At 66.5% G+C, this 25296-nt stretch carries 24 protein-coding genes; 12 read left to right on the top strand and 12 right to left on the bottom strand.

Annotation, left to right across the window (positions count from 1 at the left end; translation table 11 throughout):
- Positions 1–118: 118 nt before the first annotated feature.
- Positions 119–1210 carry an inositol-3-phosphate synthase gene (locus V1Y59_RS12120; protein ID WP_330505210.1) on the bottom strand — a complete coding sequence of 364 codons (1092 nt, stop codon included), beginning with the start codon at positions 1208–1210 and terminating at the stop codon, positions 119–121.
- A complete protein-coding gene (locus V1Y59_RS12115) occupies positions 1203–1913 on the bottom strand; it encodes a PadR family transcriptional regulator (RefSeq protein ID WP_330505209.1) in 711 nt (236 codons plus the stop codon). The genes V1Y59_RS12120 and V1Y59_RS12115 overlap by 8 nt, the downstream gene beginning before the upstream one ends.
- Before the next feature lie 353 nt (positions 1914–2266).
- On the opposite strand from V1Y59_RS12115, the gene V1Y59_RS12110 reads away from it, so the two are divergent.
- From V1Y59_RS12110 to V1Y59_RS12085, 6 genes are all read left to right on the top strand, one after another.
- A complete protein-coding gene (locus V1Y59_RS12110) occupies positions 2267–2656 on the top strand; it encodes a DUF5318 family protein (RefSeq protein WP_330434027.1) in 390 nt (129 codons plus the stop codon).
- Positions 2657–2839: 183 nt separating this feature from the next.
- The gene (locus V1Y59_RS12105) at positions 2840–5191 is read left to right on the top strand and encodes a transglycosylase domain-containing protein (RefSeq protein ID WP_330505208.1); all 2352 of its coding nucleotides are present in this window, start codon (positions 2840–2842) and stop codon (positions 5189–5191) included.
- A 13-nt stretch (positions 5192–5204) separates the two neighbouring features.
- Complete coding sequence (locus tag V1Y59_RS12100; protein WP_431309157.1) at positions 5205–6884, top strand: glycosyltransferase family 87 protein; 1680 nt, start codon at positions 5205–5207, stop codon at positions 6882–6884.
- A gap of 216 nt (positions 6885–7100) precedes the next feature.
- Positions 7101–7418: an HNH endonuclease gene (locus V1Y59_RS12095; protein WP_330505368.1), complete on the top strand. Its 318-nt coding sequence runs from the start codon at positions 7101–7103 to the stop codon at positions 7416–7418.
- A 10-nt stretch (positions 7419–7428) separates the two neighbouring features.
- Positions 7429–8427: an acrylyl-CoA reductase family protein gene (locus tag V1Y59_RS12090; RefSeq protein WP_330505207.1), complete on the top strand. Its 999-nt coding sequence runs from the start codon at positions 7429–7431 to the stop codon at positions 8425–8427.
- A gap of 68 nt (positions 8428–8495) precedes the next feature.
- Positions 8496–8903: a hypothetical protein gene (locus tag V1Y59_RS12085; protein WP_330505206.1), complete on the top strand. Its 408-nt coding sequence runs from the start codon at positions 8496–8498 to the stop codon at positions 8901–8903.
- Here V1Y59_RS12085 and V1Y59_RS12080 read toward each other — a convergent pair.
- On the bottom strand, positions 8900–9487 hold the full coding sequence (locus tag V1Y59_RS12080) for a GNAT family N-acetyltransferase (protein WP_330505205.1): 588 nt from the start codon (positions 9485–9487) through the stop codon (positions 8900–8902). The two genes, V1Y59_RS12085 and V1Y59_RS12080, sit on opposite strands and share 4 nt — an antisense overlap.
- On the bottom strand, positions 9484–10935 hold the full coding sequence (locus tag V1Y59_RS12075) for a hypothetical protein (RefSeq protein WP_330505204.1): 1452 nt from the start codon (positions 10933–10935) through the stop codon (positions 9484–9486). Before V1Y59_RS12075 ends, V1Y59_RS12080 begins: the two co-directional genes overlap by 4 nt.
- A gap of 180 nt (positions 10936–11115) precedes the next feature.
- On the opposite strand from V1Y59_RS12075, the gene rpsF reads away from it, so the two are divergent.
- The 4 genes from rpsF to rplI all read left to right on the top strand — a co-directional run bounded on the left by rpsF (position 11116) and on the right by rplI (position 12763).
- The gene (rpsF, locus tag V1Y59_RS12070; protein ID WP_330434019.1) at positions 11116–11397 is read left to right on the top strand and encodes a 30S ribosomal protein S6; all 282 of its coding nucleotides are present in this window, start codon (positions 11116–11118) and stop codon (positions 11395–11397) included.
- A 113-nt stretch (positions 11398–11510) separates the two neighbouring features.
- The gene (locus V1Y59_RS12065; protein WP_330505203.1) at positions 11511–12017 is read left to right on the top strand and encodes a single-stranded DNA-binding protein; all 507 of its coding nucleotides are present in this window, start codon (positions 11511–11513) and stop codon (positions 12015–12017) included.
- A gap of 18 nt (positions 12018–12035) precedes the next feature.
- Positions 12036–12293 (top strand): 30S ribosomal protein S18, encoded by a 258-nt coding sequence (rpsR, locus tag V1Y59_RS12060; protein WP_330434015.1) that lies wholly within the window; start codon positions 12036–12038, stop codon positions 12291–12293.
- Between the two features lie 17 nt (positions 12294–12310).
- On the top strand, positions 12311–12763 hold the full coding sequence (gene rplI / locus V1Y59_RS12055) for a 50S ribosomal protein L9 (protein WP_330505202.1): 453 nt from the start codon (positions 12311–12313) through the stop codon (positions 12761–12763).
- A gap of 73 nt (positions 12764–12836) precedes the next feature.
- Here rplI and V1Y59_RS12050 read toward each other — a convergent pair whose 3' ends face one another.
- Positions 12837–13571, bottom strand: coding sequence for a GAF and ANTAR domain-containing protein (locus tag V1Y59_RS12050; protein WP_330505201.1), 735 nt, complete (start codon positions 13569–13571; stop codon positions 12837–12839).
- Between the two features lie 371 nt (positions 13572–13942).
- On the opposite strand from V1Y59_RS12050, the gene V1Y59_RS12045 reads away from it, so the two are divergent.
- A complete protein-coding gene (locus V1Y59_RS12045; RefSeq protein ID WP_330505200.1) occupies positions 13943–14209 on the top strand; it encodes a hypothetical protein in 267 nt (88 codons plus the stop codon).
- Positions 14210–14222: 13 nt separating this feature from the next.
- Here the strand turns inward: V1Y59_RS12045 and V1Y59_RS12040 are convergent, their stop codons facing one another.
- Complete coding sequence (locus V1Y59_RS12040) at positions 14223–14900, bottom strand: hypothetical protein (protein WP_431309156.1); 678 nt, start codon at positions 14898–14900, stop codon at positions 14223–14225.
- A 562-nt stretch (positions 14901–15462) separates the two neighbouring features.
- On the opposite strand from V1Y59_RS12040, the gene dnaB reads away from it, so the two are divergent.
- Positions 15463–17712, top strand: coding sequence for a replicative DNA helicase (gene dnaB / locus V1Y59_RS12035; protein ID WP_330505199.1), 2250 nt, complete (start codon positions 15463–15465; stop codon positions 17710–17712).
- A 298-nt stretch (positions 17713–18010) separates the two neighbouring features.
- Here the strand turns inward: dnaB and V1Y59_RS12030 are convergent, their stop codons facing one another.
- The 6 genes from V1Y59_RS12030 to V1Y59_RS12005 form a co-directional block, all read right to left on the bottom strand.
- Positions 18011–18418, bottom strand: coding sequence for a GNAT family N-acetyltransferase (locus tag V1Y59_RS12030; RefSeq protein WP_330505198.1), 408 nt, complete (start codon positions 18416–18418; stop codon positions 18011–18013).
- Between the two features lie 95 nt (positions 18419–18513).
- On the bottom strand, positions 18514–19197 hold the full coding sequence (locus V1Y59_RS12025) for an HAD family hydrolase (protein WP_330505197.1): 684 nt from the start codon (positions 19195–19197) through the stop codon (positions 18514–18516).
- Positions 19198–19306: 109 nt separating this feature from the next.
- Positions 19307–20014, bottom strand: a complete 708-nt coding sequence (locus tag V1Y59_RS12020; protein WP_330505196.1) for a hypothetical protein — start codon at positions 20012–20014, stop codon at positions 19307–19309.
- Between the two features lie 85 nt (positions 20015–20099).
- Positions 20100–21551, bottom strand: a complete 1452-nt coding sequence (locus V1Y59_RS12015) for a wax ester/triacylglycerol synthase domain-containing protein (RefSeq protein ID WP_330505195.1) — start codon at positions 21549–21551, stop codon at positions 20100–20102.
- On the bottom strand, positions 21544–23028 hold the full coding sequence (locus tag V1Y59_RS12010) for an HAD-IB family hydrolase (protein WP_330505194.1): 1485 nt from the start codon (positions 23026–23028) through the stop codon (positions 21544–21546). The genes V1Y59_RS12015 and V1Y59_RS12010 overlap by 8 nt, the downstream gene beginning before the upstream one ends.
- The gene (locus V1Y59_RS12005; RefSeq protein ID WP_330505193.1) at positions 23025–25292 is read right to left on the bottom strand and encodes a glycerol-3-phosphate 1-O-acyltransferase; all 2268 of its coding nucleotides are present in this window, start codon (positions 25290–25292) and stop codon (positions 23025–23027) included. Before V1Y59_RS12005 ends, V1Y59_RS12010 begins: the two co-directional genes overlap by 4 nt.
- Positions 25293–25296 lie beyond the last annotated feature (4 nt).

The following is a 25296-nucleotide window of genomic DNA, read 5'->3' as shown; positions in this document are numbered from 1 at the left end:
CACAACGTCGACGAACTCGGTGGTGACGACAATCGTCCCCGTGACGTGTCACCGAGGGAAGATTCCCCTCGGTCGTCCGTCACGGGGACGATGTCAGTCATCGACTCCGGTCAGTGAGTCAGGCTCCGGCGATGAACTCCTCGAGCTGTGCACGCGCGACGTCGTCGGCGAGCTGCTGCGGCGGCGACTTCATCAGGTAGGACGATGCCGGCAGGATCGGGCCGCCGATGCCGCGGTCCTTGGCGATCTTGGCGGCGCGCACGGCGTCGATGATGATGCCGGCCGAGTTGGGGGAGTCCCAGACCTCGAGCTTGTACTCCAGGTTCAGCGGCACGTCACCGAAGGCGCGACCCTCGAGGCGGACGTAGGCCCACTTGCGGTCGTCGAGCCACTCGACGTGGTCGGACGGGCCGATGTGGACGTTCTTGTCCTCGACCTTGCCGGCCAGCGAACCGGTCAGGTTCGACGTCACGGCCTGGGTCTTGGAGACCTTCTTGGACTCCAGACGCTCACGCTCGAGCATGTTCTTGAAGTCCATGTTGCCGCCGACGTTGAGCTGGTAGGTGCGGTCGAGGGTGACGCCGCGGTCCTCGAACAGCTTGGCCATCACGCGGTGGGTGATGGTCGCGCCGACCTGGCTCTTGATGTCGTCGCCGACGATGGGGACACCGGCGTCTGTGAACTTCTGTGCCCACACCGGGTCGGAGGCGATGAACACGGGCAGGGCGTTGACGAACGCGACGTTCGCGTCGATCGCGCACTGGGCGTAGAACTTGTCGGCCTGATCCGAACCGACGGGCAGGTAGGACACGAGAACGTCGACCTCGGCGTCCTTCAGTGCCTGGACCACGTCGACGCCGTCGCCGTCGGCCTCGGTGATGGTCTCGCGGTAGTACTTGCCGAGACCGTCGAGGGTCTGACCGCGCTGGACGGTGACGCCGGTCGGCGGCACGTCGGCGATCTTGATGGTGTTGTTCTCGCTCGCGAAGATCGCGTCGGACAGATCGAAACCGACCTTCTTGGCATCGACGTCGAACGCGGCGACGAACTCGACATCGCGGATGTGGTACTCGCCGAACTTCACGTGCATCAGGCCGGGGACGGTCGCGCTCTCGTCGGCGTCCTTGTAGTACTGCACGCCTTGGACCAAGGATGAAGCGCAGTTTCCTACGCCCACAATGGCCACGCGCACCTTATTGTGCTCACCCATGGTCGGGTTCTCCTTCAGATCGGGGCATCGCAGATCGCTGCGCCACCGGTGTTTTCTCTTCTTCGGTTTCTTCTCGCCCCGCGTCACGGCTCTTCTCTGAGCTCGTGACACGGAAGTCTCTGTCGGCGGTGTCGACCAGCGGATCGCGTCGCAGATCCGTGTCGCCGACCTCGTCGTCGTGATCGCCGGAGGCCTCGGCGGCGATCAATTCGTTGAGCCAGCGCACCTCACGCTCACTGGATTCGAGGCTGAGCTGATGCAGCTGACGGGTGTAGCGGTCGACCGCCCGGTTGGAGCGGCCGACGATCTCGCGCAGCCCCTCGCGGCGTTCCTCGACCTGACGGCGACGGCCCTCCAGGATTCGCATTCTCGCGACCGCCGGTGTCCGGCTGAAGAACGCGAGGTGCACCCCGAACCCGTCATCGGTGTAGTTCTGCGGTCCGGTGTCGGCGACGAGTTCGCTGAACCGTTCCCGGCCCTTGTCCGTGAGTTGATAGACGCGGCGGCCGCGACGCACCTTGACCGCCGTCGGCGCGGTCGCCTCGTCGATCAGTCCGTCGGCCTGCATCCGGCGAAGCGTCGGATACAGCGACCCATAGGAGAAGGCGCGGAACGCGCCGAGCAGCCCGGTCAGTCGCTTGCGGAGTTCGTAGCCGTGCATCGGGGATTCCAGGAGCAATCCGAGAACCGCGAGCTCCAACATGGGTGCCCACTCCTCTCTCGATCGATGACCTGACCCGTCTGGTGTTGCGCCACCGCGTGATGATTCGTCGGCAACCTGACGCTCCGACACCTCGCCGCGATGTGTTTCCCAATGTATCGCACCGATATAACTGCGGTCTACAGCGGGCCGGCCTTCGTGACGCCCGCTCGTTCCTCGCGGGCTCCTCAGGCGGCGGGGGGTAGAGCTTGCGGAGGGATGTCACGAAGGGCGCCTTCGTGACGCCCGCTCGTACCTCGGGGGCTCCTCAGGCGGCGGGGGAAACTCACGACACGTGCCGATCGGGATGACGGTCACACCGACAGCGCGGGTGGCGACCACGTACCCTTGAACCCGTGCAACGCCAGATCGTCGACTACGCCCTGCAGCGCAGGTCGCGGCTGTCCGAGGTCCATTCGGGCCGGACCGCCGTGGCCGATGTCTGCGACGCGAGTCCGTATCTGCTGCGGGCCGCGAAATTCCATGGACGGCCGTCGTCGACGCTGTGTCCGATCTGCCGGAAAGAGCAGGTCACGCTCGTGTCGTGGGTGTTCGGCGAGAAACTCGGGCAGGTGTCGGGTTCGGCTCGGACCAACGACGAGATCTCACGGCTGGCCACCACCGCCGAGGAGTTCTCGGTCCACGTCGTCGAGGTGTGCCGCACCTGCAGCTGGAACCATCTGGTGCAGTCGTACGTTGCGGGTTTGCCGCCACGTTCCACGCGCTCCCGGCGGGTCGCCAAGTAAAGACCAGGTGCGGAGCGCGGGAGGTGCTCGGCGCCGACGACGGCTCGGTGCCCGTCGTCTTCCCGGCGCAAGACTTTGCCCGGACACCCCTTCGTAGGTCACAGTGGGGTAACGAGCTGAACGACGGAGATGGATTGTGAGTAGCGCTGACGTGGTCGTGCGCACGGATCGGATGGTGGAACGATGAGTAGCCCCCGCGGTACGTCGTCGACCTCCCGCAGGAGCCGTACGCCTGCCGACGACCCGGCCCGCAAGAAGCAGAAGCGGCTGGCCGTCGGTCTCGGCGTCATCGGTGCCATCATCCCGGGCATCGCACTGCTCGGCATCCTCGCGTTCGTCGTCACCTATGCGACGGCGTCGGTACCGGCTCCCGGCGACATCAAACAGAACCAGGTCGCCACCATCGTGACCTCCACCGGCAGCCCGCTGGCGCGTGTGGTGCCCGAGGAGGGCAACCGCACCGACGTCCAGATCGAGGACATCCCGGTCTCGGTGCAGGAAGCGGTGATCGCGGCCGAGGACCGTCAGTTCCGCAGCAACTCCGGATTCTCCATCCGCGGCCTTTCCCGCGCGGCGATCGGCCAGGTCACCGGCAACGGCGGCCAGGCCGGCGGCGGATCGACGATCACGCAGCAGTACGTCAAGAACGCGCTGGTCGGTGACGAACGCAGCTACGAGCGCAAGTTCAAGGAACTCGCGATCGCCACCAAGATGTCGAACGAGTGGTCCAAGGACGACATCATGGCTGCCTACCTCAACACCATCTACTTTGGTCGCGGCGCCTACGGCGTGTCCGCGGCGTCGCAGGCCTACTTCCGCAAGGACCTGAGCAAGATCACCACCGAGGAGGCCGCGGTGCTCGCGGCGGCGATCCGGTCGCCGTCGTACTACGACCCGGAGATCAACCTCGAGGCGTCTGAGGCCCGCTGGAACTACGTCCTCGACGGCATGGTCGCCACCGGCGCGCTGGCCGCCAGTGACCGTGCCGACATGCAGTATCCGAACGTGCCCGAAGCCCGACCGCAAGGTGACGACACGCCGGGTGCGAACGGCCTGATCAAGCGGCAGGTGCTGGCCGAGCTCGGCCGTCTCAACATCTCCGAACAGCAGGTCCGCACCGAGGGACTGAAGATCACCACGTCCATCGATCCGCAGGTCCAGCGTTCCGTCGTCCAGGCCGCCAACGGCAAACTCGAGGGCGAACCGGACAAGCTGCGGACCTCCGCCGTCGCCGTGGACCCGCGTACCGGCGGGATCAAGGGCTACTTCGGCGGCAACGACGCCAACGGCTGGGACTACGCACAGGCCGGGCTGCAGACCGGATCGTCGTTCAAGGTGTTCGCTCTCGTCGCGGCCCTCGAGCAGGACATTCCGCTGTCGCAGGTCTACAGCTCCGCGCCCTACTCGGCGCCCGGCGGACTCACGGTCGAGAACTCCGAGGGCATGAGCTGCGGGTCCTGCAACCTCGCGACCGCGATGAAGATGTCGCTCAACACCGTCTACTACCGCCTGATGATGGACCTCGACGGGCAGGCGCAGGCCGTCGCCGACGCCGCCCACAAGGCAGGCGTCGCGGAGAGCTTCGGCACGATCGACCACACCCTGCAGGAGGAGAACGGCGGCGTCGAGGGCGGCGTCGTGCTCGGCCAGTACCCGTCGCGGGTGCTCGACATGGCCTCGGCTTATGCCACGCTCGCCGCCTCCGGGGTGTACCGCGAACCGTATTTCGTCCAGAAAGTCGAGACCTCCGACGGCGAGGTGTTGTTCGATCGCCAGCCCAACAAGGGTGAGCGCAGGTTCGAGGCCAAGGTCGCCGACAACGTGAGCGCCGCGCTGGAACCGGTCGCCTCGTACTCCAACGGGCATGCGCTGTCGGATCCCACGCTGGGTTCGCGGCCGTCGGCCTCCAAGACGGGTACCGCCCAGCTCGGCGACACCGGACAGAACAAGGACGCCTGGATGGTCGGTTACACGCCGCAGCTCTCGACCGCGGTGTGGGTCGGGACCGACGGCGGCAGCGCCATCACGAACTACGCCGGATCGTCGATCTACGGCAGTGGCCTGCCGTCCGACATCTGGCAGGCGGCGATGAACGACGCGCTGGAGGGCAAACCGATTCAGCAGTTCCCCGAACCGGATGCGGTCGGCGGTCAGGCGGGTGTGCCCTACGAGCCGCCGGTCACCTACGACGACGACTACGACTCGCCGGGAACCCAGTCCCCGAACGGTGGCCAGAACCAGAGCCCCAACGGGCGTTTTCCGGGCGACCGCAACGGAGACGGCAACCTCACCCTGGCACCCGGCGTGACGATCCCGCTGCCGGGCAACGCCGAACAGGGCGGTGGCGGCAACTCCGGTGGTAACTCCGGCGGCGGAGGCGGCAACTCCGGCGGCGGCGGTGGCGACACCGGCGGTGGTGACACGGGTGGCGGCGACTTCGGTGGCGGCGGGACCGGCGACGGCGGAACCGGCGGCGACACCGGTGGCGGTGGCGACTTCGGGGGCGATGTCCCGGAGCCACCCGGATTCAACTGAGCCGTCCTAGACCGTGGCAGAGGAGAACTCGACGACACCGGGCTCCCCCGGTGATGCGGGTCCGGATGCACGCGTAGGCGGTGCGGCCGACCAGGCCTGGGAATCCGCGGCGGTCCTCTCCGACGACACGCGTGTCGACGACACCCGCGTGCTCCCGAGCCGCACGGATGTCGTCGCACGGGAGGCGTCGAGCGTCATCGGTGGTCCGGTCGGTCGGCACGCGGCGATCGGGCGGAGCCGGGCCTGGACACCCATCCGGGTGCTGTTTCTGCTCGCCCTCTGCGGTCTCGCACTGAGCTGGTTCGGCAAGGCGAGCTGCCTGCAGCAGGCCCCGGCCGACGCGAACTCGCCGACGGGCACCGAACTGCGGCTCGACTGGGACGATCAGCGCCAGTACACCAATCTCTGCTACGCCGACATCATCGGCCTGTTCGGTGCCGAACGCCTCGATGAAGGCGCATTCCCGTACCGCACGTTCTGGTTCGAGGACGGCCCCGACGGGCAACAGATCAAGCGCTACATGGAGTACCCGGTCATCACCGGCATGTACATGTACGGCGTCGCCACCGTCGCGCGGGCGTGGGAGTCGGCGCATGAGGACTGGGGCGTGCCCGCGGCGCTCGACGTGGTGCTGTTCTTCAATCTGGCCGCGCTCGGCCTCGCGCTGTTCTGGCTGGTGACGATCTGGGCGACCGCGCTCACCGCCCGGGCAAGGATCTGGGCAGCGTGGATGGCGGCGCTCTCGCCGCTGGTGGTGGTGCACGCATTCACCAATTTCGACACGATCGCGACGGCGATGGTGGCGTTGGCGCTGCTGTCGTGGGCGCGTCGGATGCCCTGGCTGGCAGGTGTTTTCATCGGTCTCGGCGCCGCCGCCAAACTGTATCCGGCGCTCCTGCTCGTGGTGTTGCTCGTGTTGTGTCTGCGGGCCGGGCGACTCCGGGAGTTCCTGCAGACCGCGGCTGCGGCGGTGCTGGTGTGGATCGCGGTCAACCTGCCGATCCTCGTCATGTATCCCCGCGGTTGGTGGGAGTTCTTCCGCTTCAACTCCGAACGCGCGCCCGAGAGCGACAGCCTGTATCGCGTCGTGAGCCGAGCCGCCGGATTCAATTGGGACGTCACCGTTCTCAACGCACTCTCGCTCGGATTGCTGGTGCTCGTCGCGGTCGGCATCGGTGTCGTCGCCCTCACCGCACCGCAGCGTCCACGGGTGGCGCAACTGGCCTTCCTGATGGTGGCCGGCTTCCTGCTGGTGAACAAGGTGTGGAGTCCGCAGTACTCACTGTGGCTCGTACCGTTGGCCGTCCTGGCCATCCCGCACACGCGGCTGCTGTTCGCGTGGATGGTCGTCGACGCGCTGGTATGGGTGCCGCGGATGTCGCTGTACCTCGACGCCGACCGCCGCTGGTTGCCCGACGAGTGGTTCACCGCCGCCATCGTCGTGCGGGCGGCGATGGTGATCGCGCTGTGCGCCGTGGTGATCTGGCAGATCTGGCATCCCGCCGACGATCTGATGCGTCGTCCGCGACGAGACGACCGCGGCACCGGACCCGACCCCGATCAACTCCTCGACGACCCGGCCGGCGGAGTCCTCGACGGTGCGCCCGACCGGCTCACCCTGCGTCGCCGCGGGGCCGCGCAACCCGCGGCACCCCCGCCGACAGAACCCGATCTCGCGCCGACAGCACCCTGATCTCCGCCGACAGAACCCGGTTTCGCGCGACAGAATCCCGAAACTCGCCGACAGAACCCGGTTTCGCGCCGACAGAACCCGGATGTACGCCGACGGCATCGCGGCCGCGCCACCGCGGTGCCCTTCCGCGACCTCCGGTGCGCATCGGCCTACGATCATCGGGTGGGGTCCCCGAACTCGAGACGCGCACGGGCCGGTCGTCGTCGTCAGCGTCGGATGCGGCTGGCCGACAACGATCTGAGTCGCGAACAGTGGGACGAGATCAAGGCGGCGTGGGGTGGTTGCGCCTATTGCGGCCGCACGGACACCGCGCTGCAACGTGACTGCGTCCAGCCGCTGTCCATCGGCGGTCGTTACACCGAGCTCAACGTCGTGCCGGCATGTCGGTCGTGCAATGCCAGCAAGTGCAACACCGAGGTGACCGCATGGATGCGGCGCAAAGGTCTGGACGAGGAACTGTTCCTGCGCCGGCTGGTCGGTATCCGCGCTTCCCGCGTCGTCGTCGCGGACCCGCCGGCCGACGCACTTCAGTAGGGTGCGATACATGGCTGACGTACAGGCACTGGTAGCCCATCAGGACGACGACGGCAACATCGACCTCGTCCACGAAACCGTCGACACGAGCTTTCTGCCCGACGGTGACGTCGAGATCGCGGTCGAGTTCTCCGGCGTCAACTTCAAGGATGCACTCGCCGTCACGCCCAAAGGCGGTGTGGCACGGTCGTATCCGTTGATCCCCGGGATCGACCTGGCCGGCACGGTCACCTCGAGCGCGTCGTCGGAGTTCTCGGTCGGCGACGTCGTGGTCGCACATGGCTACGACATCGGGACCGGCCGCCACGGCGGCTATGCGGACACCGCGCGACTGCCCGCCGACATGGTGGTCAAGCTGTCCGGACTGTCGGCGAAGGAGGCGGCGGCCATCGGCACGGCCGGCTTCACCGCGGCGATGAGCGTCGAGGCCCTGATCACGCACGGCATCACCCCGTCGGATGGACCGGTGCTCGTCACGGGTGCGACGGGCGGCGTGGGCAGCGTCAGCGTCGACCTGCTCGCCGCCGCCGGCTACGAGGTCATCGCGTCGACGGGCAAGTCCGAGGCCGCCGACCTGTTGCGTAGCCTCGGCGCTACCGAGGTCATCGGCCGGCTGCCCGAGGAGGGCGAGAAGGTCCGTGCGCTCGGCAAGTCGCGGTGGGCCGCGGCGGTCGACTGCGTCGGTGGTCCGACCCTGGCGTATGCGTTGAGCACGCTGAACTACGGCGGTGTGGTCGCCGCGTCCGGACTCGCCGGCAGCGCCGACCTCCCGACGACGGTGCACCCGTTCATCCTGCGCGGGGTCACCCTGGCCGGGATCGACTCGGTGCAGCTACCCATCGTCAACCGTCGCGCGCTGTGGGCGAAACTCGAAGGCGAACTCAAGCCGCGTCACCTCGACGACGTGACCACCGACGTGTCGGTGACGGACCTGCCGACGTCGATCAAGACGATCCTCTCGGGCGGCGTGACCGGGCGGACCCGGGTGATCGTCGCCGGCGAGTGGTGACCGATTCGTGACCGGCGATTCGCGCATTGGCCGATTCGACGTGGCCTGAGCCGGGTACTGATGGACCCATGGCTGATCGCGCCGAACACATCTCGGATGCCACCGCCGATGCGGTGGGAAAACTGTCCGAGGCCCTCGAATACGTCGAACGTGCACGCGGGCACCTGTACAGCTTTCACCAGCTGATCGGTCACGCCGACCTGGTCCTCGGCGAGGCGGCCGACGCCCTCCGGGCCGACGGCCACAGCGACCTCGCGGACATGCTCGACGTCGAGATCGTCGGACGCAACGTCATCGACGGGCGGTGGACGTTTCAGGTGGTCGAGGAGTTCGACGACACCTACTGGACGCCGTTTCGTCAGGCGGAGAAGCGCGCCCGCGACGAGCTGATGGACGGGGTGCGGCATCTGCACGAGGCGAGGATGAAGGAGCAGCGTCGCACGCACGGGCATCCCGATCACACGGAGAAGCCCTAGCTTCCCTGGCTCGAGATCCGCTGCAGCAGCCGCGCCTTCGCGGCAGGCCAGTCGTCGTCGGTCATCGCGTACTGGGCGGTGGTGCGCCAGCCGTCGCCGAACCGGCGATGCTTGCGGAGTAGACCCTCGAACGTGGCGCCCAGCTTCGATATCGCCGCGCGCGACTGCACGTTGTGCTCGTGTGTGTGCCACACCAGGCGCACCGCGCCACACTCCTCGAATGCGTGCCGCATCAGCAGGAGCTTCGCGGTGGGGTTGATCGCCGTGCCCTGTACGTCCTCGGCGTAGAAGGTGTAACCGATTGCCGCAGCACGGTTTGCGTGGTCGATCTGGTAGTAGCTCGTCGACCCGATCAACCGCGAGTCGGTGTTGTCGATGACCGCGAAAGCGACGCGATCCGTCGTCGTGCGTGCGTTCTCGATCCACCGGCGGCTCGACTCGAGGTCCGATGGGACGCCCGGAACCCACCGGAATCGCTCGGGCTCGCCGACGACGCGCGACAGCGCCTCGGCATCATCGGCGACGAGTGGTCGCAGCGTCACCCGTCCGAGCGAGAGTGGACCGCTGCCCAGCCAGTCGCTCACGACTGCGCCGACACGAGGTCCGGTTCGGTCGGCCGGGGCCGACGGCCGAACGACGCCAGCGGTTCACGCAGCGGTGCCCGGACGAACGCGACGATCAGGTAGGCCAGCAGCACCGCGTGCACCCACACACCCAGGTTCACGCCGCCGATCACCCACCACTGCATGGGTGATCCGGACGTGTAGATCCCGAAGAGCCGGAAGATGGTGGTGTCGAGGATGAAGTCGGCGACCAGGTAGCCGACGATGACCGGCCAGCGGATCTGCAGCAGCACGAAGAACGGCAGAATCCACAGGGTGTACTGCGGGGAGTGCACCTTGTGGAACAGCATGAACCCGGCCAGCATCGACGCGGCAACCCCGATCCAGGGATACAGTCCGGTGCGTTGGTAGACCCGCCAGCCCAGGTACACCGACACGGCGAACGCGGCGACGATCAGCAGCGGCGAGAGCACCCCGACGAGCGAGTTGTAGGTGTCGTTCTGGCCGCCGGTGAGATGCCGGAGACCCCAGTACCAGATGGAGTTGGTGTCGACGTCGGCCTTGCGTTTGCCCTGGAACGAGAGCGCGGCCTTCCAGCCTTCGAAGCCGAGCAGGATGAACGGCAGCTGGATGGCGAGGACGGTGATCGTCGCGGCTGCGGCAACCCACACCGCGCCCACCCAGTCGAGGGTGCGGCGCACCGGTGTCCGGCCGTCGGCGTCCGGCGAGGTGCCGTAGGTGAGGACGTAGATGGCCAGCGGCAACACGAAGAAGCCGGGATAGAGCTTCAGGCAGAATCCGACGGCGAGCAGGATCGCGGCCAGGATCGCGGCGGTCCGCACGGCGAGCCGACGGTCCCCGGTGCGCGGATTGATGGTCGATCCCCAGGCCATGACGGCGACGGCGCCGACGGTGGTCGCGACCACCGGCAGTTCCCAGTTGTGGAAGGCGTAGAGCACCATCGGCGGTGTGGCGGCCCACAGCAGCACCCACCAGCGGGTCATCAGGGCCAGCATCACCGTCACGGCCAGCCCGAACGGGACGAGCAGCAGCACCGAATGCTGGAAGAACTCGGTGTCGGTGTCGGCGCCGATCGCACCCAGCCACATCAGCATCCCCGACAGCACCGGGTACTCGACGACCCCGCCGAACAGGGTTCCGTCCGGGGTGATGCCGCCGTTGATGAACGGGAACACGTGATTGTTGATGTCCCGGCCGATCCACAGGTACATCAGGTCGGAGTAGCAGGGGATGACGGCATCCGGATCGCCGACGGGCCAGTGTGAGCTGCGGCCCTCCGCCAGGAACGGCGGGCCGCCGCACTTGAGTTTCGCCTGGTAGCTCCACCACATCGTCACGCACGTGGCCAGCAACGACACGACGAGGACCAACGTCGTGTTGCCGCGGCCGGCGACTGCGGAGGACAGACGCGACGCCCGGTCGGCTCGCAAAGTGGGGGCGTCGGACATGGCCAACAGCGTAAGTGGTCGCGCCTCGAGCGAGAATTCGGAATCGGGTGGTCGTGACTGCGGGCCACGATTTCGCTGGTCAGGGGTTCGTCATGTATCTTGGACCGGTTGCCGACGCAGGCGACCCTCCTGCCACGGACAGTCCGTGGCCGATTAGCCCATAGGAGGTGATGTGGTCTTATGCGTCACTACGAATTGATGGTCATTCTCGATCCGAATCTGGACGAGCGCACCGTCGCCCCCTCACTGGATACCTTCCTCAACGTTGTCCGCAACGACGGCGGCAAGGTGGATGGTGTCGACATCTGGGGCAAGCGCCGCCTCGCCTACGAGATCGCCAAGCACAATGAGGGCATCTACGCCGTCATCGATCTCGACGCGGAACCCCAGACGGTCACCGAACTCGACCGTCAGCTGAAGCTGAACGAGTCGGTTCTGCGCACCAAGGTTCTGCGGAAGTAATCCACAGTTCCTTGATCGACACGTAAGCAGTCGGTGCCGGGCTCTAGGGTTGAACCCGACGAACCCGGTGCAGTCGATCAACGAGTGCCCATCCACGACCTAAGGGGAGACACATGGCAGGCGACACGGTCATCACCGTTGTGGGCAACCTGACCGCAGATCCGGAACTCCGGTTCACGCCGTCGGGAGCCGCGGTGGCCAACTTCACGGTGGCCTCCACGCCGCGCACGTTCGACCGTCAGACCAATGAGTGGAAGGACGGCGAAGCGCTGTTCCTCCGCTGCAACATCTGGCGCGATGCGGCGGAGAACGTGACCGAGAGCCTGTCCAAGGGAACCCGCGTCGTTGTGCAGGGTCGCCTCAAGCAGCGGTCTTTCGAGACCCGCGAAGGCGAGAAGCGCACAGTGGTGGAACTCGAGGTCGATGAGATCGGTCCCTCGCTGCGGTACGCCACCGCCAAGGTCAACAAGGCCTCGCGTGGCGGTGGTGGCGGCGGATTCTCCTCCGGCGGCGGTAGCCGCAGCGGCGGGGGAGGTCAGCAGGTCGCCGACGATCCCTGGGGCAGCGCGCCCGCGAGCAGCGGATCGTTCGGTGGCGGGGACGACGAACCACCTTTCTAGAAACACACTGGAGTACCAATGGCAAAGGCAAAGAGCAGCCGGAAGCCTCGCGTCGAGAAGGTCACCAAGACCAAGGCGTGCAGCTTCTGCAAGGACAAGAAGGCCGACATCGACTACAAGGACACTGCGCTGCTGCGCCGTTTCCTGTCCGATCGCGGCAAGATCCGGTCGCGTCGCGTGACCGGCAACTGCGTGCAGCATCAGCGCGATGTCGCTGTGGCCGTCAAGAATTCGCGTGAGGTGGCGCTGCTGCCGTTCACCTCGACCGGACGCTGAGCGGGAAGGGATCTGACATGAAACTCATCCTCACCGCCGCCGTGGAGAACCTCGGCGAGGCCGGCGACACCGTGGAGGTCAAGGACGGCTACGGCCGCAACTACCTCCTGCCGCGCGGACTGGCCATCAAGGCCACCCGTGGCGCGCAGAAGCAGGTCGAGGACATCCGTCGTGTCCAGGCCGCTCGCGAGGTCCGCGGTCTGGAGCACGCGAACGAGCTCAAGCAGGCACTCGAGGCGCTCAGCGCCGTGTCGCTGGGTGTGAAGACCCACGACTCGGGCAAGCTGTTCGGCTCGGTCACCGCCGCCGACGTCGCGGGTGCGATCAAGTCGGCCGGCGGCCCCGCCGTCGACAAGCGCACCGTGGAACTGCCGAAGGGTCACATCAAGGCCACCGGCAGCTACCCGGTCGTGGTGAACCTGCACCCTGACGTGCGGGCCACCGTCGACATCGCGGTCGTCGCGAACTGACGCGAGTCACCAGCTCGAAACGACGCCGGCCGAATCCCTACGGGGGTTCGGCCGGCGTCGTCGTCTCTGCTCTTCACACATTCGCGCCCGCGTCGTCGACATCCGGTATCGGACGGTCGGCGTCCACGAGCTGCCGGGCGACGTCACGCAATGGTCTGTTCGTCTCCTGAGAGAGCTTGGTGAGCAAACCGAACGCGTGGTCGGCGTCGCAACGGTAGCGCTCCATGATGATGCCCTTGGCCTGGCCGATGATGTCTCGGGTGGCCAAAGCCGTGGCGAACTGTTCCTTGCGGCGCAACGCATCCCACGCCAGCGTGGCATGCGTGGCGTAGGCCTGGGCGATGTCGAAGGCTTCGTCGTCGTATGCGTCCGGGGTGTCGGAGTACACGTTGAGGGTCCCGAGGATGTGTGTGGAGCTCACCAACGGGAACGCCATGATGGCCCGGATCGGCGTGCGCTTGAGCGCGCCCTCCCGGTAGCGAGGCCACCGCGACTCGCGTTCGAGGTCATCGATGCGGATCGGTTCCTGATCGGCTGCCGCCTGGAGGCACGGGCCCTCCTGCCGGTTGTGCTGGACGTCGTCGAGGATCGCGGGATAGCGATGGGTCGACGCGGCTGTGTCCACGGTGCCTTTGTCGGTCGTCACCGTCACGGCGGCATACTGCGCACCGGGAATCAGCCGGGCCGCGCCTGTGGTGATCTCGTCGAGCGCCAGCGGGACGTCGGTGTCGGCGTACCGCTGGACCCGCTGCATCAGATCTGCGATCTGAAGTTGGAGTCGCGCAGGGTCGACACTGTCGGAATTCAAATGCGTAGACCTCTCGCCGGCTCGTGACCCGGCAAGCGATCGCACGGCGGTGCCGGGTCGCTGCTTGTTCAACGTGAACAGAACTCTACCCACTGCGTCGAAGCGTCGCTCTTGGTGTCGCCCATGTCGATCCGGCGTCGACCGCAGTGCTGGTTGCGGCCGCCCGGAGCCATCGACTGCGTAGTGGCCGCACACGTAGGGACCCGGCCCGATGAAGTCGGGTAGTCCGGTACCCGTTCCGGATGGCCGGTCCGTCCGTAGCGTCCTCGGTACGAGTTCGTCACTCCGGGGGGGGAACCGGATGGACGCACCAGGCGAACGTCCAGGACTCGTGCACAACCGACCGCAGTCACTTCCAGGAGACGTTCGCCATGCTGATCATCACCTTCGTCGTCGTCGGCGCCGTCGTCGCGGTTCTGGCATTTCTGTATCAACCCTCGATCGACTTCGCCCGCTACGAGCAGCGTCAGGCAATCGCCACGCGTGACCGCACGCGACGCCGACTGGCGCGTCAGCAGGCCAGGGCAACTGCCCGGGCCGCTACGGCCGAGGAGACCCAACGAACCGCTCGGGAGACGCAACCGGGTTCGCGCGCATGGTTGTTCGACTTCGCGACTCAGCTTCGCTCGTTCATCTGATGCCGTGCGGGGATCAGCGCGGCGGAGCGGGGTTGAGCGGCAGCTGATTCCAGTACTGCAGCCGGGGCGGCAGATAGCGCGGTGCCGGGTTCGGGCTGTGCGCGGAGTCCCCGCTGGGGAAGAAGAACTTGTGCCAGCCCGGTGTGAAGATCAGTGCGCGCGACCCGGTCCTGCAGGCCACGGTGTCACGCCGGGGTGCGGTGCAGGTGACGCCGTAGAGCGTGACCCGACTGCCCACCGACAGCGTCGGCGGGCGGAAACCGGTCGGTGCGCCGAATCGGTAGGTCGTACCGGGCGGCACCCACCAGGGTCCCTGCTGATCGCCCGAGATCGCGGCGCCACGCACCTGCGGCGGCGCGGTGGCCGGGTGGCCCTGGCAGCCGACATAGCGGTAGACCGGACCGATCTGGCACATCCACCGGCCGACGCGGAGGAATCCCCGGCCGTTGTCGGCGTAGGCGAGGGACCGGTACCGCTCGGGATCGACGGGCTGGTAGCGCGAGAGGTCGAACTCGACCGGAAGCGTGGGTCCGGGCGGCGCGGCCGTTGCCGACGTCGGAACCACACCTAGCGCGCCCACGAACAACGCCGATGCGATCACCGCTGTGACGTAGCGGGTCCGCAACCGTGACCGCCGAGTGGCGCTCGTGTGCGTGTACCGTGCGCTGTGCTGCCTCCCCACGCCGACCATTGCAGCACAGGATCATCGCGCGTGACGCGGAACCGTTCGAACTGTGGACAACCGACCCAGTCGGGTCCCATCGATGGAACCGGGCTGACCTGCTGTTACCCAGGTCACATCGGATGTTTACCGAGTTGTTGAATACCCGTGGTTGACCCTTGGGGCGCAACACGCCGATCCGGCGTTCCGGCATGACACGCCGAAGAGAATTCAGACTGTTCCTGTGCATGAAGCCGCAACACGTTGACCTGCGGGAACTTCGGGCTTGCGCAAACATTTCCCCACGTTGTGCACAGGGGGTTCACAACGCTCCCGACTGGGTCCACAGTCGGTCCACAGTTTGCTGACAAGGTTGTGCACATCTGCGTTTGAGTGCCGCCGGATGCGGGATCTAATGTGCTCCGTCAGTGCTTCTGCGTGAGCGCTCGGAGTCCGGCTTGGGCAATCTGTCGGAGCTGCTGAGTACCACGGAGGCAGCACGACCGACGTCGGTGGTGTGTGCCGCCGACGCCACAGAGTCGGACCCACTCGAAGTGTGAGTGGTGCAAGTACTGCGAGAGGTTTGACACGCGTGGCAGTAGTCGATGACCGCGGGCATGACCCGGGTCGATTGGAGCCGGTGCCCGGCGGACGGTCGGGCCGCGGGGACGACGGGGTTCCTGCCGAGGACTTCGGGCGCCAGCCGCCGCAGGACATGGCGGCCGAGCAGTCCGTGCTCGGCGGCATGCTGCTGTCCAAGGACGCCATCGCCGACGTCGTGGAGAAACTCCGGTCGGCCGACTTCTACCGACCCGCGCATCAAGCGGTCTACGACGCGATCCTGGAGCTGTACGGCAAAGGTGAGCCGGCCGACGCGGTGACCGTGTCCGCCGAGCTCGAACGTGCCGGGGAGCTCCGCCGGGTCGGCGGGGCACCCTACCTGCACACGCTGATCTCCACCGTGCCCACTGCGGCCAATGCCGGCTACTACGCCGAGATCGTCGCGGAGAAGGCCATTCTGCGGCGCCTGGTGGCCGCAGGGACCCGCATCGTGCAGTTCGGCTACGCCGGTGCTGACGGCCAGGACGTCGCCGAGGTCGTCGACCGTGCCCAGGCCGAGGTCTACGAGGTCACCGAGCGCCGCACCGCCGAGGACTACGTGCCGCTGGAGGAACTGCTCCAGCCGACGATGGACGAGATCGACTCGATCGCGTCGCGTGGCGGACTGTCGCTGGGCGTGCCCACCGGCTTCGTGGATCTCGACCAGATCACCAACGGCCTACATCCCGGGCAGATGATCATCGTCGCCGCACGACCCGGTGTCGGCAAGGCACTCGCCCTCGATACACCGCTGCCCACGCCCACCGGGTGGACCACGATGGGCAACGTCACTGTCGGTGAGCAGCTGCTCGATGCCCGCGGATGGCCCACCCGGGTGGTCGCGGCCACCGACGTGATGACCGAACGACCGTGCTATGAGGTCGAATTCAACGACGGCACGGTGCTGATCGCCGACGAACAGCATCAATGGGTCGCCGACATCGACGGCAAGCGGCAGACCGTCAACACGGGCGCACTTCGCGCGCACGTCGGGTGTGCGGTGGTGCGCAACACCGAGCCGCTGGACCTGCCGCGCAAACGCTTCGCCTACGGTCCGTACACGGTCGCGGCGCTGGCCGGGATGGCCTTCGACGATCCCGAGATCAGCATGCGTATCGACGCCGAGGGCCCGGTCGACGTGATGACATTGATGGCCGACCTCGGCGGCCGTATCCCGTTCGAATATCTTCGGGGGTCGATCGCGCAGCGTCGGGCACTACTCGCGGGGTTGCTCGACGCTCGCGCCACGGTCGACGACGACGGCTGGATCACCGTGCCGGCCGCCACGCGGCACATGACCGCCGTCGTCGCCGACCTGGTCGCCGGTCTCGGCTACAACTACAAGCGGTCGGCCACCGGATGGTTGCGCGTGGACGCCGACGACGACGTGTTCACCGTGCACCACAAGGCGATTCGGCACAAGGAACTCCGTCGCCGCGCCGGCGTGCGACGGCTGATCGCGGTGCGCGCCATCGACAGCGTGCCAGTGCGGTGCGTCGAGGTGGACAATGACGACCACATGTATCTGGCCGGCGAGGCCATGGTGCCCACGCACAATTCGACGTTGGCGATGGACTTCCTGCGGTCGTGCTCCATCTCCAACGGGCTGACCAGTGCGATGTTCTCGCTGGAGATGAGTAAGACCGAGATCGTCATGCGCCTGCTGTCGGCGGAGGCGAAGGTCAAACTCGGCGACATGCGTGGCGGCAAAATGAGCGACGACGACTGGACCCGCCTCGCCCGCCGTATGGGGGAGATCTCCGAATCGCCGTTGTTCATCGACGATTCGCCGAACCTGACGATGATGGAGATCCGCGCCAAGGCACGTCGCCTCAAGCAGCGCCACGACCTGCGACTCGTCGTCGTGGACTACATGCAGCTGATGACATCGGGCAAGAAGGTCGAGTCCCGCCAGCAGGAGGTCTCCGAGTTCTCCCGCCAATTGAAGCTGCTGGCAAAGGAACTCGAGGTTCCGGTGGTCGCGATCAGCCAGCTCAACCGCGGGCCGGAACAGCGGACGGACAAGAAGCCGCAAGTCTCTGACCTGCGCGAGTCGGGCAGTTTGGAGCAGGATGCGGACATGGTCATCCTGCTCCACCGCCCCGACGCCTTCGAGCGCGACGACCCTCGCGCCGGCGAAGCCGACATCATCTTGGGTAAACACCGCAACGGTCCGACGGCGACAATCACTGTGGCACACCAGCTTCATTTGTCGAGATTCGTGGATATGGCGCGCGGTTAGAAGTGCGGCGGCGATCGCTCCGTTGGATTCGCCCGCGGCGCACACCAGCACGATCCTGCTTCGAAGCGCCAACGCCTGAGACGATTTATCGCGCTTGGCCTATCGGTTCGCGCACTCATCGTCCGATAGCTCGATCACTGCAGATGGCCGTCCACGAGACGCTATAATGAAATCCATTGCGTGATAGTATGTTTCATCAACTCTTTCACGTTCCTGATCAGGTGGAAGCCGACACGCTCAGTCAATTGGCGGACTGAATTGACAGGCCGCTAGGCAACTGGTCGCAGCCAAGATCGAATCATGCTCTCGTCATGCGTGACTCATGGCACTCCCAGGCGGGATCGAACCGGGTATCGCCGTCGAGTTCGAACCCGTGCTTGCGGTAGAAACTCATCGCTCGGCCGTTACCCGTCGCTACCCATAGGTAGGCCGCAACATCCTCGCCGAGGACCTCGTGCATCAGCTCGCTAGCAAGGCCTGTGCCGTGATGATCAGGAACAACATTGAGCGACCACAGTTCGGCCGATGTCGGGGCAAGGTCATCTCGCGGCGTGCCCGCCGTCGCGAAACCGACGATCTGGTTGCTCAAGGTGTGGACCGCGCACCTGGTCTGGACTTCGCGTACGGCGACATCGGTAGCGATCGACGTCCACCGCGGGAGAGATTCCTCTGGGGTCAGAGCAACGTGTTTGGTCTCGTTGACCATTCCTGGATAGGTAGCCTTCCAGATAGCCACGTGAGCGCGGGCAAGGTGCTCAGCATCGCCCAGTCTGACCTTACCGATCAGGTAACCCGTCCCTGTCATAGCGGTGACGTCCCAGAGCTATCAGCTGGCGGCGCCGACATCCCCAACTGTTTTGGCAACATCGTGCGCAGCTGATGCAGCGAATCCAATAGGAGGTCGGCACGGTCGGCTTCTGGCCGGCGACTATGAATATGTCCCCAGGGCCCGCGACGCAGCAGCGCCGTGCGGATGCCGACTGCGGCGGCGGGCAGGACGTCGTTATCAAGGCGATCGCCGACATACAGAATGTCCTCAGCCGGCATGCCGACGGCACGCACAAGTCGGCTGAAGAACCCCACTGAAGGCTTGGACACACCCCACTGTGCTGAGGAGGCCACCACATCGGCCTCGAAGCCGAGGTCGCTCAATTGCGCTACGGCACCCGCCGGTTGATTGCCGGCGATGCCGACTACAAAACCAGCAGTCTTCACCGCCGACAGGCAATCCAGCGCATCAGGGTAGAGGTCAGTCGACTTGATCTGGGGTGCCGTATCAGGACGATCGACCCCCAGGACGCGCCACGCATGGTCATGCGGTTGCCCAGCCTCAATGAGCGCACCGATCACACCCATCAACGCAAACGGTGTCACCCCAACTCGACGAGCGTGATAGCTCCACATACGTGACTCATCAACTAGAGTCTCCCCAACATCGAAGACCACCGCCCGAACTCCGCCCGGCAGGCGGAGAGGTCCACTCATCCGCTCTATCTCCACATGCGACAGATAGACGCGGTCCAGCCGCCAGTCAAGCCTGGAGGCCGAAGCAGGCTGTTTGCCGGCGGGCGAAACACATTGACACCTGGTCAGATCAGATCGGTCCTGCAGCCACGGAGAACTGAAAGTTCCCTGCGCCCACGGACCGCGTGAGGGTCCGCAGCACAGCATCCGGATTGTCGTAGGGCCCGCTGAGGTAGGACGGTTGACCGTCTCGACCGAATTCGATCTGTCCCGGCCCGTCCCAGTCACCCAGGAACGCTGCGGCGTCACCGTCGAACGCGCCCGCCGGCTCGAATCCAAGCTCCCGTGCATAATGCACCGCTCCCAGAATCAGTTCGCGGCCGAGTTCTATCGGAATCTCCACCGGAGGAAGGTCGAAAGCCGCGTAGAACGTGCGGACTGCGCCGGGGAGGTGACCGGCGTCCATGGTTTCGGCGTCACGGACGTTCTTGACCCCCAGGCAGTGCACGTCTGCCAAATAGCCCCATAGGGTTGCCCGACCACGCCGTGATTCTCGAGCCACCAACACCTGAGCCATGCCTTCGACCTCACCCGCGGGGGCGTCCAGTTCCGCCCACTCCGGATGTTTTTCGAGTCCAAGACCAACACTCCAGCCACGATTGACCCAGCACCCGAGCACCTTTCCCAATCCCTGGGCGGCCTGGGCTTCGGCGGCGATTTGTTTCACCAATGGCGCCACTACCGACGGTCGCACGCCCAGCGCGCGTGCGATTCCCTTCGGTGGGTCACCGCGCTGCCAGCGCTCTCGCACCTGTTCGAGCAACTCCACCTCGTCCATACCCCCCATTCTGCTGCACCGACCGGAGGATCGCGTGCGACCGACTGCAGCGCGTTGCGACGGCCCGGGCTCGAGCCCGCGCGCGTCACACCACCCGACGCAACACCCCGGCCACCCCGTCCGGTTCGGCGAGCGCGAGTACCTCACCGAAACCGGCGACGAGGCAGTCGGCGAACAGTTCGAGGTCGGTGACGGCGGCGCCGTCTGAGTTCAGGCCCAGGCAGGCGGTGCCGTTGTGGGTGATCATGGTCGCCATCATCGCGCAGCCGGGCAGCGGTCCGAACGGGAACATCCGTTCCACCTTGGCGCCGGCAACGTAGGTGTCCCAGGGGATTCCGGGGACGTTGCTGGCCTGCAGATCGTTCTGGCTGGTGGTTCCGCTGAACTGCATGAGCAGTGATCCGGGCAACCAGGCCATCACCGAGCCGAGCGTGTTGAACAGGTCGACGGCGGGTTCGTGGCGGGCGACGCGGACCTGTTCACGGATGGTCAGTACACGTTCGAACGGGTCGGCGATCCCGACAGGTCCGGCCAGGCGGCCGACGGCGATCCGGTTGCCGCCGGCCGGGTCCTCGGGCCGGCGCACCGAGATCGGGATCGCGACGGGGATCGCCTCCACCGGCGTGCCCATCTTCTCGTGATACCGGCGGAAACCGCCGATCAGCCCGGCGAGGTAGACGTCGTTGATCGACGCTTTCGTGGCCGCGGCGGCCGCCTTCAGATCGGTGAACGGAACCTCGAACGCGCTGAACCGCCAGGACAGGCTGCGGTGGGCGAGCAGTGGGGAGCCGGGTGGACTCGCCAGCCCCGCCACCCGGGGCACCGACCGTCCGTAGCGCAGCGCGGAACTCAACGCGCGCCGGGGACGTCCCAGTGCGCGTACTCCGGATACGGCCACATCGAGGCGGTGGGGAACGCGACGGAGCTCCTCGCCGAGTTGTCGGCGCAGCAGATCGAGGGCGGTGATGTTGTCCGGGTCGGGGTTCGGCGGTTGAGGTTTGCTCGGATTGTGTTCGCGCGTCGGCGAATGCAGCTGGGCGAGACCGAGGATGGCGCCCAGCCCGTCAGTGAGGGCGTGATGTCCCTTCAACAGGTACGCGGCCTTGCCGCCGGGCAGGCCTTCGATCAACGTGCCCTCCCATGGCGGGCGCGCGGGATCCAACGCGGTCATGGCGAGCTGTTCGCACGTGGTGAGCAGCTCACGCATGCTGCCGTCGCCGCCGATCCGGATCCGCCGCAGGTGGTAGTGCAGGTCGAACTCGGGATCGACTGCCCAGCTGGGTGTTCCGGTGCCGAACGGCGAGTCGACAACCCGTTGGCGGAACCGCGGCGCCATCCGGCTCGCCCACTCATGGGCGGCGACCAGCCGGTCCCAGTCCGGGGCGCAGTCGTAGATCTCCAGCATGCAGATGGTGCCGCGCATGCGACGGTCGGTGTCACCGCGCCACATGATGGTGTCCACCGGGCTCATATGTGGTTCATTCGCCCAGTCCAGCGGGCGGCCACTCGCATCCTCGGTATCACCACCGTCAGTCATCTTTCGCCTCCTGTTCCACATCCGTCGAATCGTCGGTGAACGACTCGAGCGGCCAATCGGCGAGTGCGCTCACGAACATCTGCCGCACCTCCTCGGCGTGAGCACCCATCTCCTTGGCCCGCCACCCCGTGGTGTCGACCGGTGGCAGCACCCGTACCTCGACGATTCCGGGTCTGATCAACTGCGAACCGCGCCACATCAATTCGCCGGTATTGCGCAGCACCACCGGCACCACCGGTACTTCCGCCTGTGCGGCGATGTGGAACGGGCCCTTCTTGAAGGATCCGATCCGCGGCGTCGCCGATCGCGTCCCCTCGGGCGCCACCACCAGCGACATCCCGTCGTCACGGAGTGCGTTGACCGCCGGCGTCAGCTGTTCGATCGCCCGACCCGGGTCGGCGCGATCGATGAACACGAGTCCGGCCTGATCGAGGATCTGCCCCACCACGGGCACCCGCTGTACTTCCTTCTTGGCCACTCCCGTCGCATCCGATCGGACCAGGTGGATCATCACCGGGAGGTCCAGTTTGGACTGGTGATTGAACACGAAGACGCACGGGCGGTCTGAGGTGAGATACTCGCCGCCGTCGAGGACCCGCACGTGTACGCCGGCCAGAGATAATCCGACATCGACACCCGTCGGCAGGGTCTCGACGAGTGCCTGGGGGTTTCGACGCACCAGGCCTGCGGTGAAACCTACTGCGGCAGAAGTGATGAACGAACCGTAGAAGGCGCCGGTTCGGGCCAGCATGCCGGCCCGGTTGTAGGTGGGGTTCTTCAGGTCCAGGATCGGCCAGCCGCGGGCCTCGGCTTCGGCGCGCAGCAGGCGACGCGGTGAGACGGCCGCCGGATGGCCCACGGACTCCAGGTACGGGATGTCCTCGTTGCCGTCGCTGTAGGCGAACGACGCGCCCAAATCGATCTCGTGGTCGCGGGCCAATGCACGCACGGCCGCGGCCTTACCCGGTCCCCACAGTGGTCGTCCCAGGATGTTGCCGGTGACCACGCCGTCGACGACCTCGACGTCGGTGGCCAGCGCGTGGTCGGCGTCGATCTCTCGCGCGATGGGCGCGATCTGGAATCGGGTGGCCGACGACGCGATCACGATCGTGTGCCCCATCTCCCGGTGCGCACGCAGGATCTGCCACATCTGCGGCCGCAGCTTTGCCGCCGTCTCATGCTTGAACAGATCCTCACCGAACTCCAGCATCTCGGTGTAGGTCTTGCCCGCGAAAGTCGGCTTCGTCGCCGCGAGTACCTCGGCGTAGTCCTGCTCGGACACCACCCCGCGCAGCCCGATCAGCAGGTAGTCGACGACCTCACCGAGCCCGAACTCCATGCTGCGCATGCGCGCCCGCATGATGGCTGCGGCGGAGAAACCCTCGATGAGGGTGCCGTCGTAGTCGAACAGCGCGGCCACCTTCTTGCCGGTCGGCGCCGCACGGATCGCGCGCATCCGGTCGGTGAAAGCGCTCATCGAGCCTCCTTCCGTCCGAGCGACGGTTGGATGTCCTCGATCTGGGTGATCCGAGCGAGTCGATCCCGCATGAGGTTCACCTCGTCGAGCCACGCCTGACGCGCCGCAGCAACGTCGGTGAGTTCCTCGCCGTGGATGAGGTGGCGGTTGTCGGCGAGTCGATAGGCACCGTCGTAGAGGTCCTTGGACACCGAATCCTTGCTGCGCACAATCCCTTGCAATGACAACTGGCGGCCCAGGCCCAGGCAGTCGGCCATCAGGTCGTCTTTGTCGCGGGCGGCAACGCCCAGTTGGACGAGCCGCGTGGCGACCACCAGCTGCGCATCGAAGAACGGCTGCAGGGTCCGACGGGCGAGCAGGGCTCCGGTATGACCGTGCAGGACGTCATACGTCCACTCCTGCGTCGGTATCCGCCCGCGCCACTCCGGCGCGATCAGGTCGAGTTCGGCGGCGAGCCGGTGGAAGTACTCGTCCTTGCCCGGAAAGAAGAACTCGAACTTGAGCAGATCTCGCATCCGCAGGGCTTCGCGCTGGGACACGGCCAGCAGGCCTTCATCGGTGACGTAGTCGCCGGTGGCGCGGATCTCGCCTTCGGCCACCGCCAGCATGTTGACCTCGACGATGGCGCGGTTCACGAAATGGTGCAGCGCACCGTTGCGGTAGTAGGCGGCGACGGCGCGGTTGTCCGGCACGATCGACCAGACCGGCTCGGACCCGCCGTCGAAACAGCTCACCACGCCGTTGCCGGCCAGCACCCGCAGGGTCTGGGTCAGGCCGACCCCGCGGCACCGTGCCGGGTCGGGTCCGGGCAGACCGCGGCGGGCGATGTAGTCGAGCAGTGGCACCAGAATCGCCTCGATCTCAGGCAGGGTGTAGGCGCGGTCGGGTGCACCCAGCAGGGCGAAGCCGACCAACGACGTCGCCGAGATCGGTGTGGCGGAATTGATCTCGTCCATCACGCGGAATGCGACCTTCTCCAGACGGGCGCGACCCTCGCCGGCGTCGGCGAGCGCCGAGCGCAGCGAGAACGGGGTGCCGAAGCGGACCCTCGCCTCGCCCAGATAGCTGCGCTGTGCCTTCGCGTATCGCAGCAGCCAACCGACACCCTCGGGCTTCTTGGTGCCGCCGGCGTCCTCGGCGGCCATCGCGCCGATCTCCTGCAACTGGTCGTACACGATCGAGGTGGGCACGATCGTCACGTCGCCGGATTCGAGTTGGGTCACCGCGTCGACGACGTAGGTGAGCAGGCCCATCATCGGTTTGCGCAGCTTGCCGGTGCGACTGCGGCCGCCCTCGATGTACCACTCGAGGTTGAACCGTTTCTCGACGATGTAGGAGAGATACGACCGCATGGCGAACTTGTAGACCGGGTCCGACCCGAACTTCCGTCGGATGAAGATCATCCCGGCCCGACGCGCCACCGGGCCCACCGGCCAGAACGACAAGTTGTTACCACCCAGTACCAGAGTGGGTGGGAAATCGTTGCTGCGCAATACTTTCGCCAACACCAACGGATCGACGTAGGACCGGTGGGACGGCAGGAACACCAGGCCGGTCGACTTGTTCAGCGTCCGCAGGGTGTCGAGGGTGTCCCGATCCACCGTGACGTGCCACGCGCGTTCGTGGAGCCTGTCGAACGTCGCGGAGAACACATCGTCCATCAGGTGACTCTGCGTGGCCACGAAGCCGGACAGTTTGTCGACGGCCTCGGTCACCACTGCTTCGGTCGGCCTGCCGAGTTCGGCCGCCAGCTTGGCCGCGCCGGCCTGGAATCGTGCCGAGCTGCTGACCTGTTCGGCGACCAGCCGCGGCACCTTGTAGCGGTCCCCGATGATCTGCCGCTCGGCGCGGTCGGCCGACAGCGAGGCCTGGACCGCGACGAACGTCCCGAACGGTTCACCCTCGGCGAGGTCGCGGGTGTGTCGCTCACGCAGTTCCGCGATCGTCGCCGGCACACCTTGCACCACGCGCAGGCTGTCCGGCCGCCGGCCACGAATCAGCGGTTGAACGAGCCCGACGGGCCGCCGCGGGTTGGACAGGGCCAGCAGGTCACCCAGTGTGACGCGGCGTTCGCCCTGGCGGACCGCGGGCAGCCACACCGGCCGTACCGGTACCAGCATCGTCGACGGTGGCAGTGCGTCGAGGTCGACATCGTCCGGCCGGTGAACCGGGGAATCGGGGTATGCGGTCGACGCCCAGTCGGATACCGCCCGCCGCTCGACGGACGTGCGCGTCTCCGCCAGCACGACAACCTCGTCGGTCATGTGT

This window comes from Gordonia prachuapensis (assembly GCF_036350515.1).
Taxonomy (GTDB): Bacteria; Actinomycetota; Actinomycetes; order Mycobacteriales; family Mycobacteriaceae; genus Gordonia; species Gordonia prachuapensis.
Note: the sequence above shows the minus strand (reverse complement) of the source record. Positions and strands in the feature narration are given on the sequence as shown.

What these genes read in the sequence shown, in the direction of transcription:
- V1Y59_RS12120 (WP_330505210.1), bottom strand. Translation starts at nt 1,210, where the DNA reads ATGGGTGAGCACAATAAGGTGCGCGTGGCCATTGTGGGCGTAGGAAAC.
- V1Y59_RS12115 (WP_330505209.1), bottom strand. Translation starts at nt 1,913, where the DNA reads ATGTTGGAGCTCGCGGTTCTCGGATTGCTCCTGGAATCCCCGATGCAC.
- V1Y59_RS12105 (WP_330505208.1), top strand. Translation starts at nt 2,840, where the DNA reads ATGAGTAGCCCCCGCGGTACGTCGTCGACCTCCCGCAGGAGCCGTACG.
- V1Y59_RS12095 (WP_330505368.1), top strand. Translation starts at nt 7,101, where the DNA reads ATGCGGCTGGCCGACAACGATCTGAGTCGCGAACAGTGGGACGAGATC.
- V1Y59_RS12090 (WP_330505207.1), top strand. Translation starts at nt 7,429, where the DNA reads ATGGCTGACGTACAGGCACTGGTAGCCCATCAGGACGACGACGGCAAC.
- V1Y59_RS12085 (WP_330505206.1), top strand. Translation starts at nt 8,496, where the DNA reads ATGGCTGATCGCGCCGAACACATCTCGGATGCCACCGCCGATGCGGTG.
- V1Y59_RS12075 (WP_330505204.1), bottom strand. Translation starts at nt 10,935, where the DNA reads ATGTCCGACGCCCCCACTTTGCGAGCCGACCGGGCGTCGCGTCTGTCC.
- rpsF (WP_330434019.1), top strand. Translation starts at nt 11,116, where the DNA reads ATGCGTCACTACGAATTGATGGTCATTCTCGATCCGAATCTGGACGAG.
- V1Y59_RS12065 (WP_330505203.1), top strand. Translation starts at nt 11,511, where the DNA reads ATGGCAGGCGACACGGTCATCACCGTTGTGGGCAACCTGACCGCAGAT.
- rpsR (WP_330434015.1), top strand. Translation starts at nt 12,036, where the DNA reads ATGGCAAAGGCAAAGAGCAGCCGGAAGCCTCGCGTCGAGAAGGTCACC.
- rplI (WP_330505202.1), top strand. Translation starts at nt 12,311, where the DNA reads ATGAAACTCATCCTCACCGCCGCCGTGGAGAACCTCGGCGAGGCCGGC.
- V1Y59_RS12045 (WP_330505200.1), top strand. Translation starts at nt 13,943, where the DNA reads ATGCTGATCATCACCTTCGTCGTCGTCGGCGCCGTCGTCGCGGTTCTG.
- V1Y59_RS12040 (WP_431309156.1), bottom strand. Translation starts at nt 14,900, where the DNA reads ATGGTCGGCGTGGGGAGGCAGCACAGCGCACGGTACACGCACACGAGC.
- V1Y59_RS12030 (WP_330505198.1), bottom strand. Translation starts at nt 18,418, where the DNA reads ATGGTCAACGAGACCAAACACGTTGCTCTGACCCCAGAGGAATCTCTC.
- V1Y59_RS12025 (WP_330505197.1), bottom strand. Translation starts at nt 19,197, where the DNA reads ATGAGTGGACCTCTCCGCCTGCCGGGCGGAGTTCGGGCGGTGGTCTTC.
- V1Y59_RS12020 (WP_330505196.1), bottom strand. Translation starts at nt 20,014, where the DNA reads ATGGACGAGGTGGAGTTGCTCGAACAGGTGCGAGAGCGCTGGCAGCGC.
- V1Y59_RS12015 (WP_330505195.1), bottom strand. Translation starts at nt 21,551, where the DNA reads ATGACTGACGGTGGTGATACCGAGGATGCGAGTGGCCGCCCGCTGGAC.
- V1Y59_RS12010 (WP_330505194.1), bottom strand. Translation starts at nt 23,028, where the DNA reads ATGAGCGCTTTCACCGACCGGATGCGCGCGATCCGTGCGGCGCCGACC.
- V1Y59_RS12005 (WP_330505193.1), bottom strand. Translation starts at nt 25,292, where the DNA reads ATGACCGACGAGGTTGTCGTGCTGGCGGAGACGCGCACGTCCGTCGAG.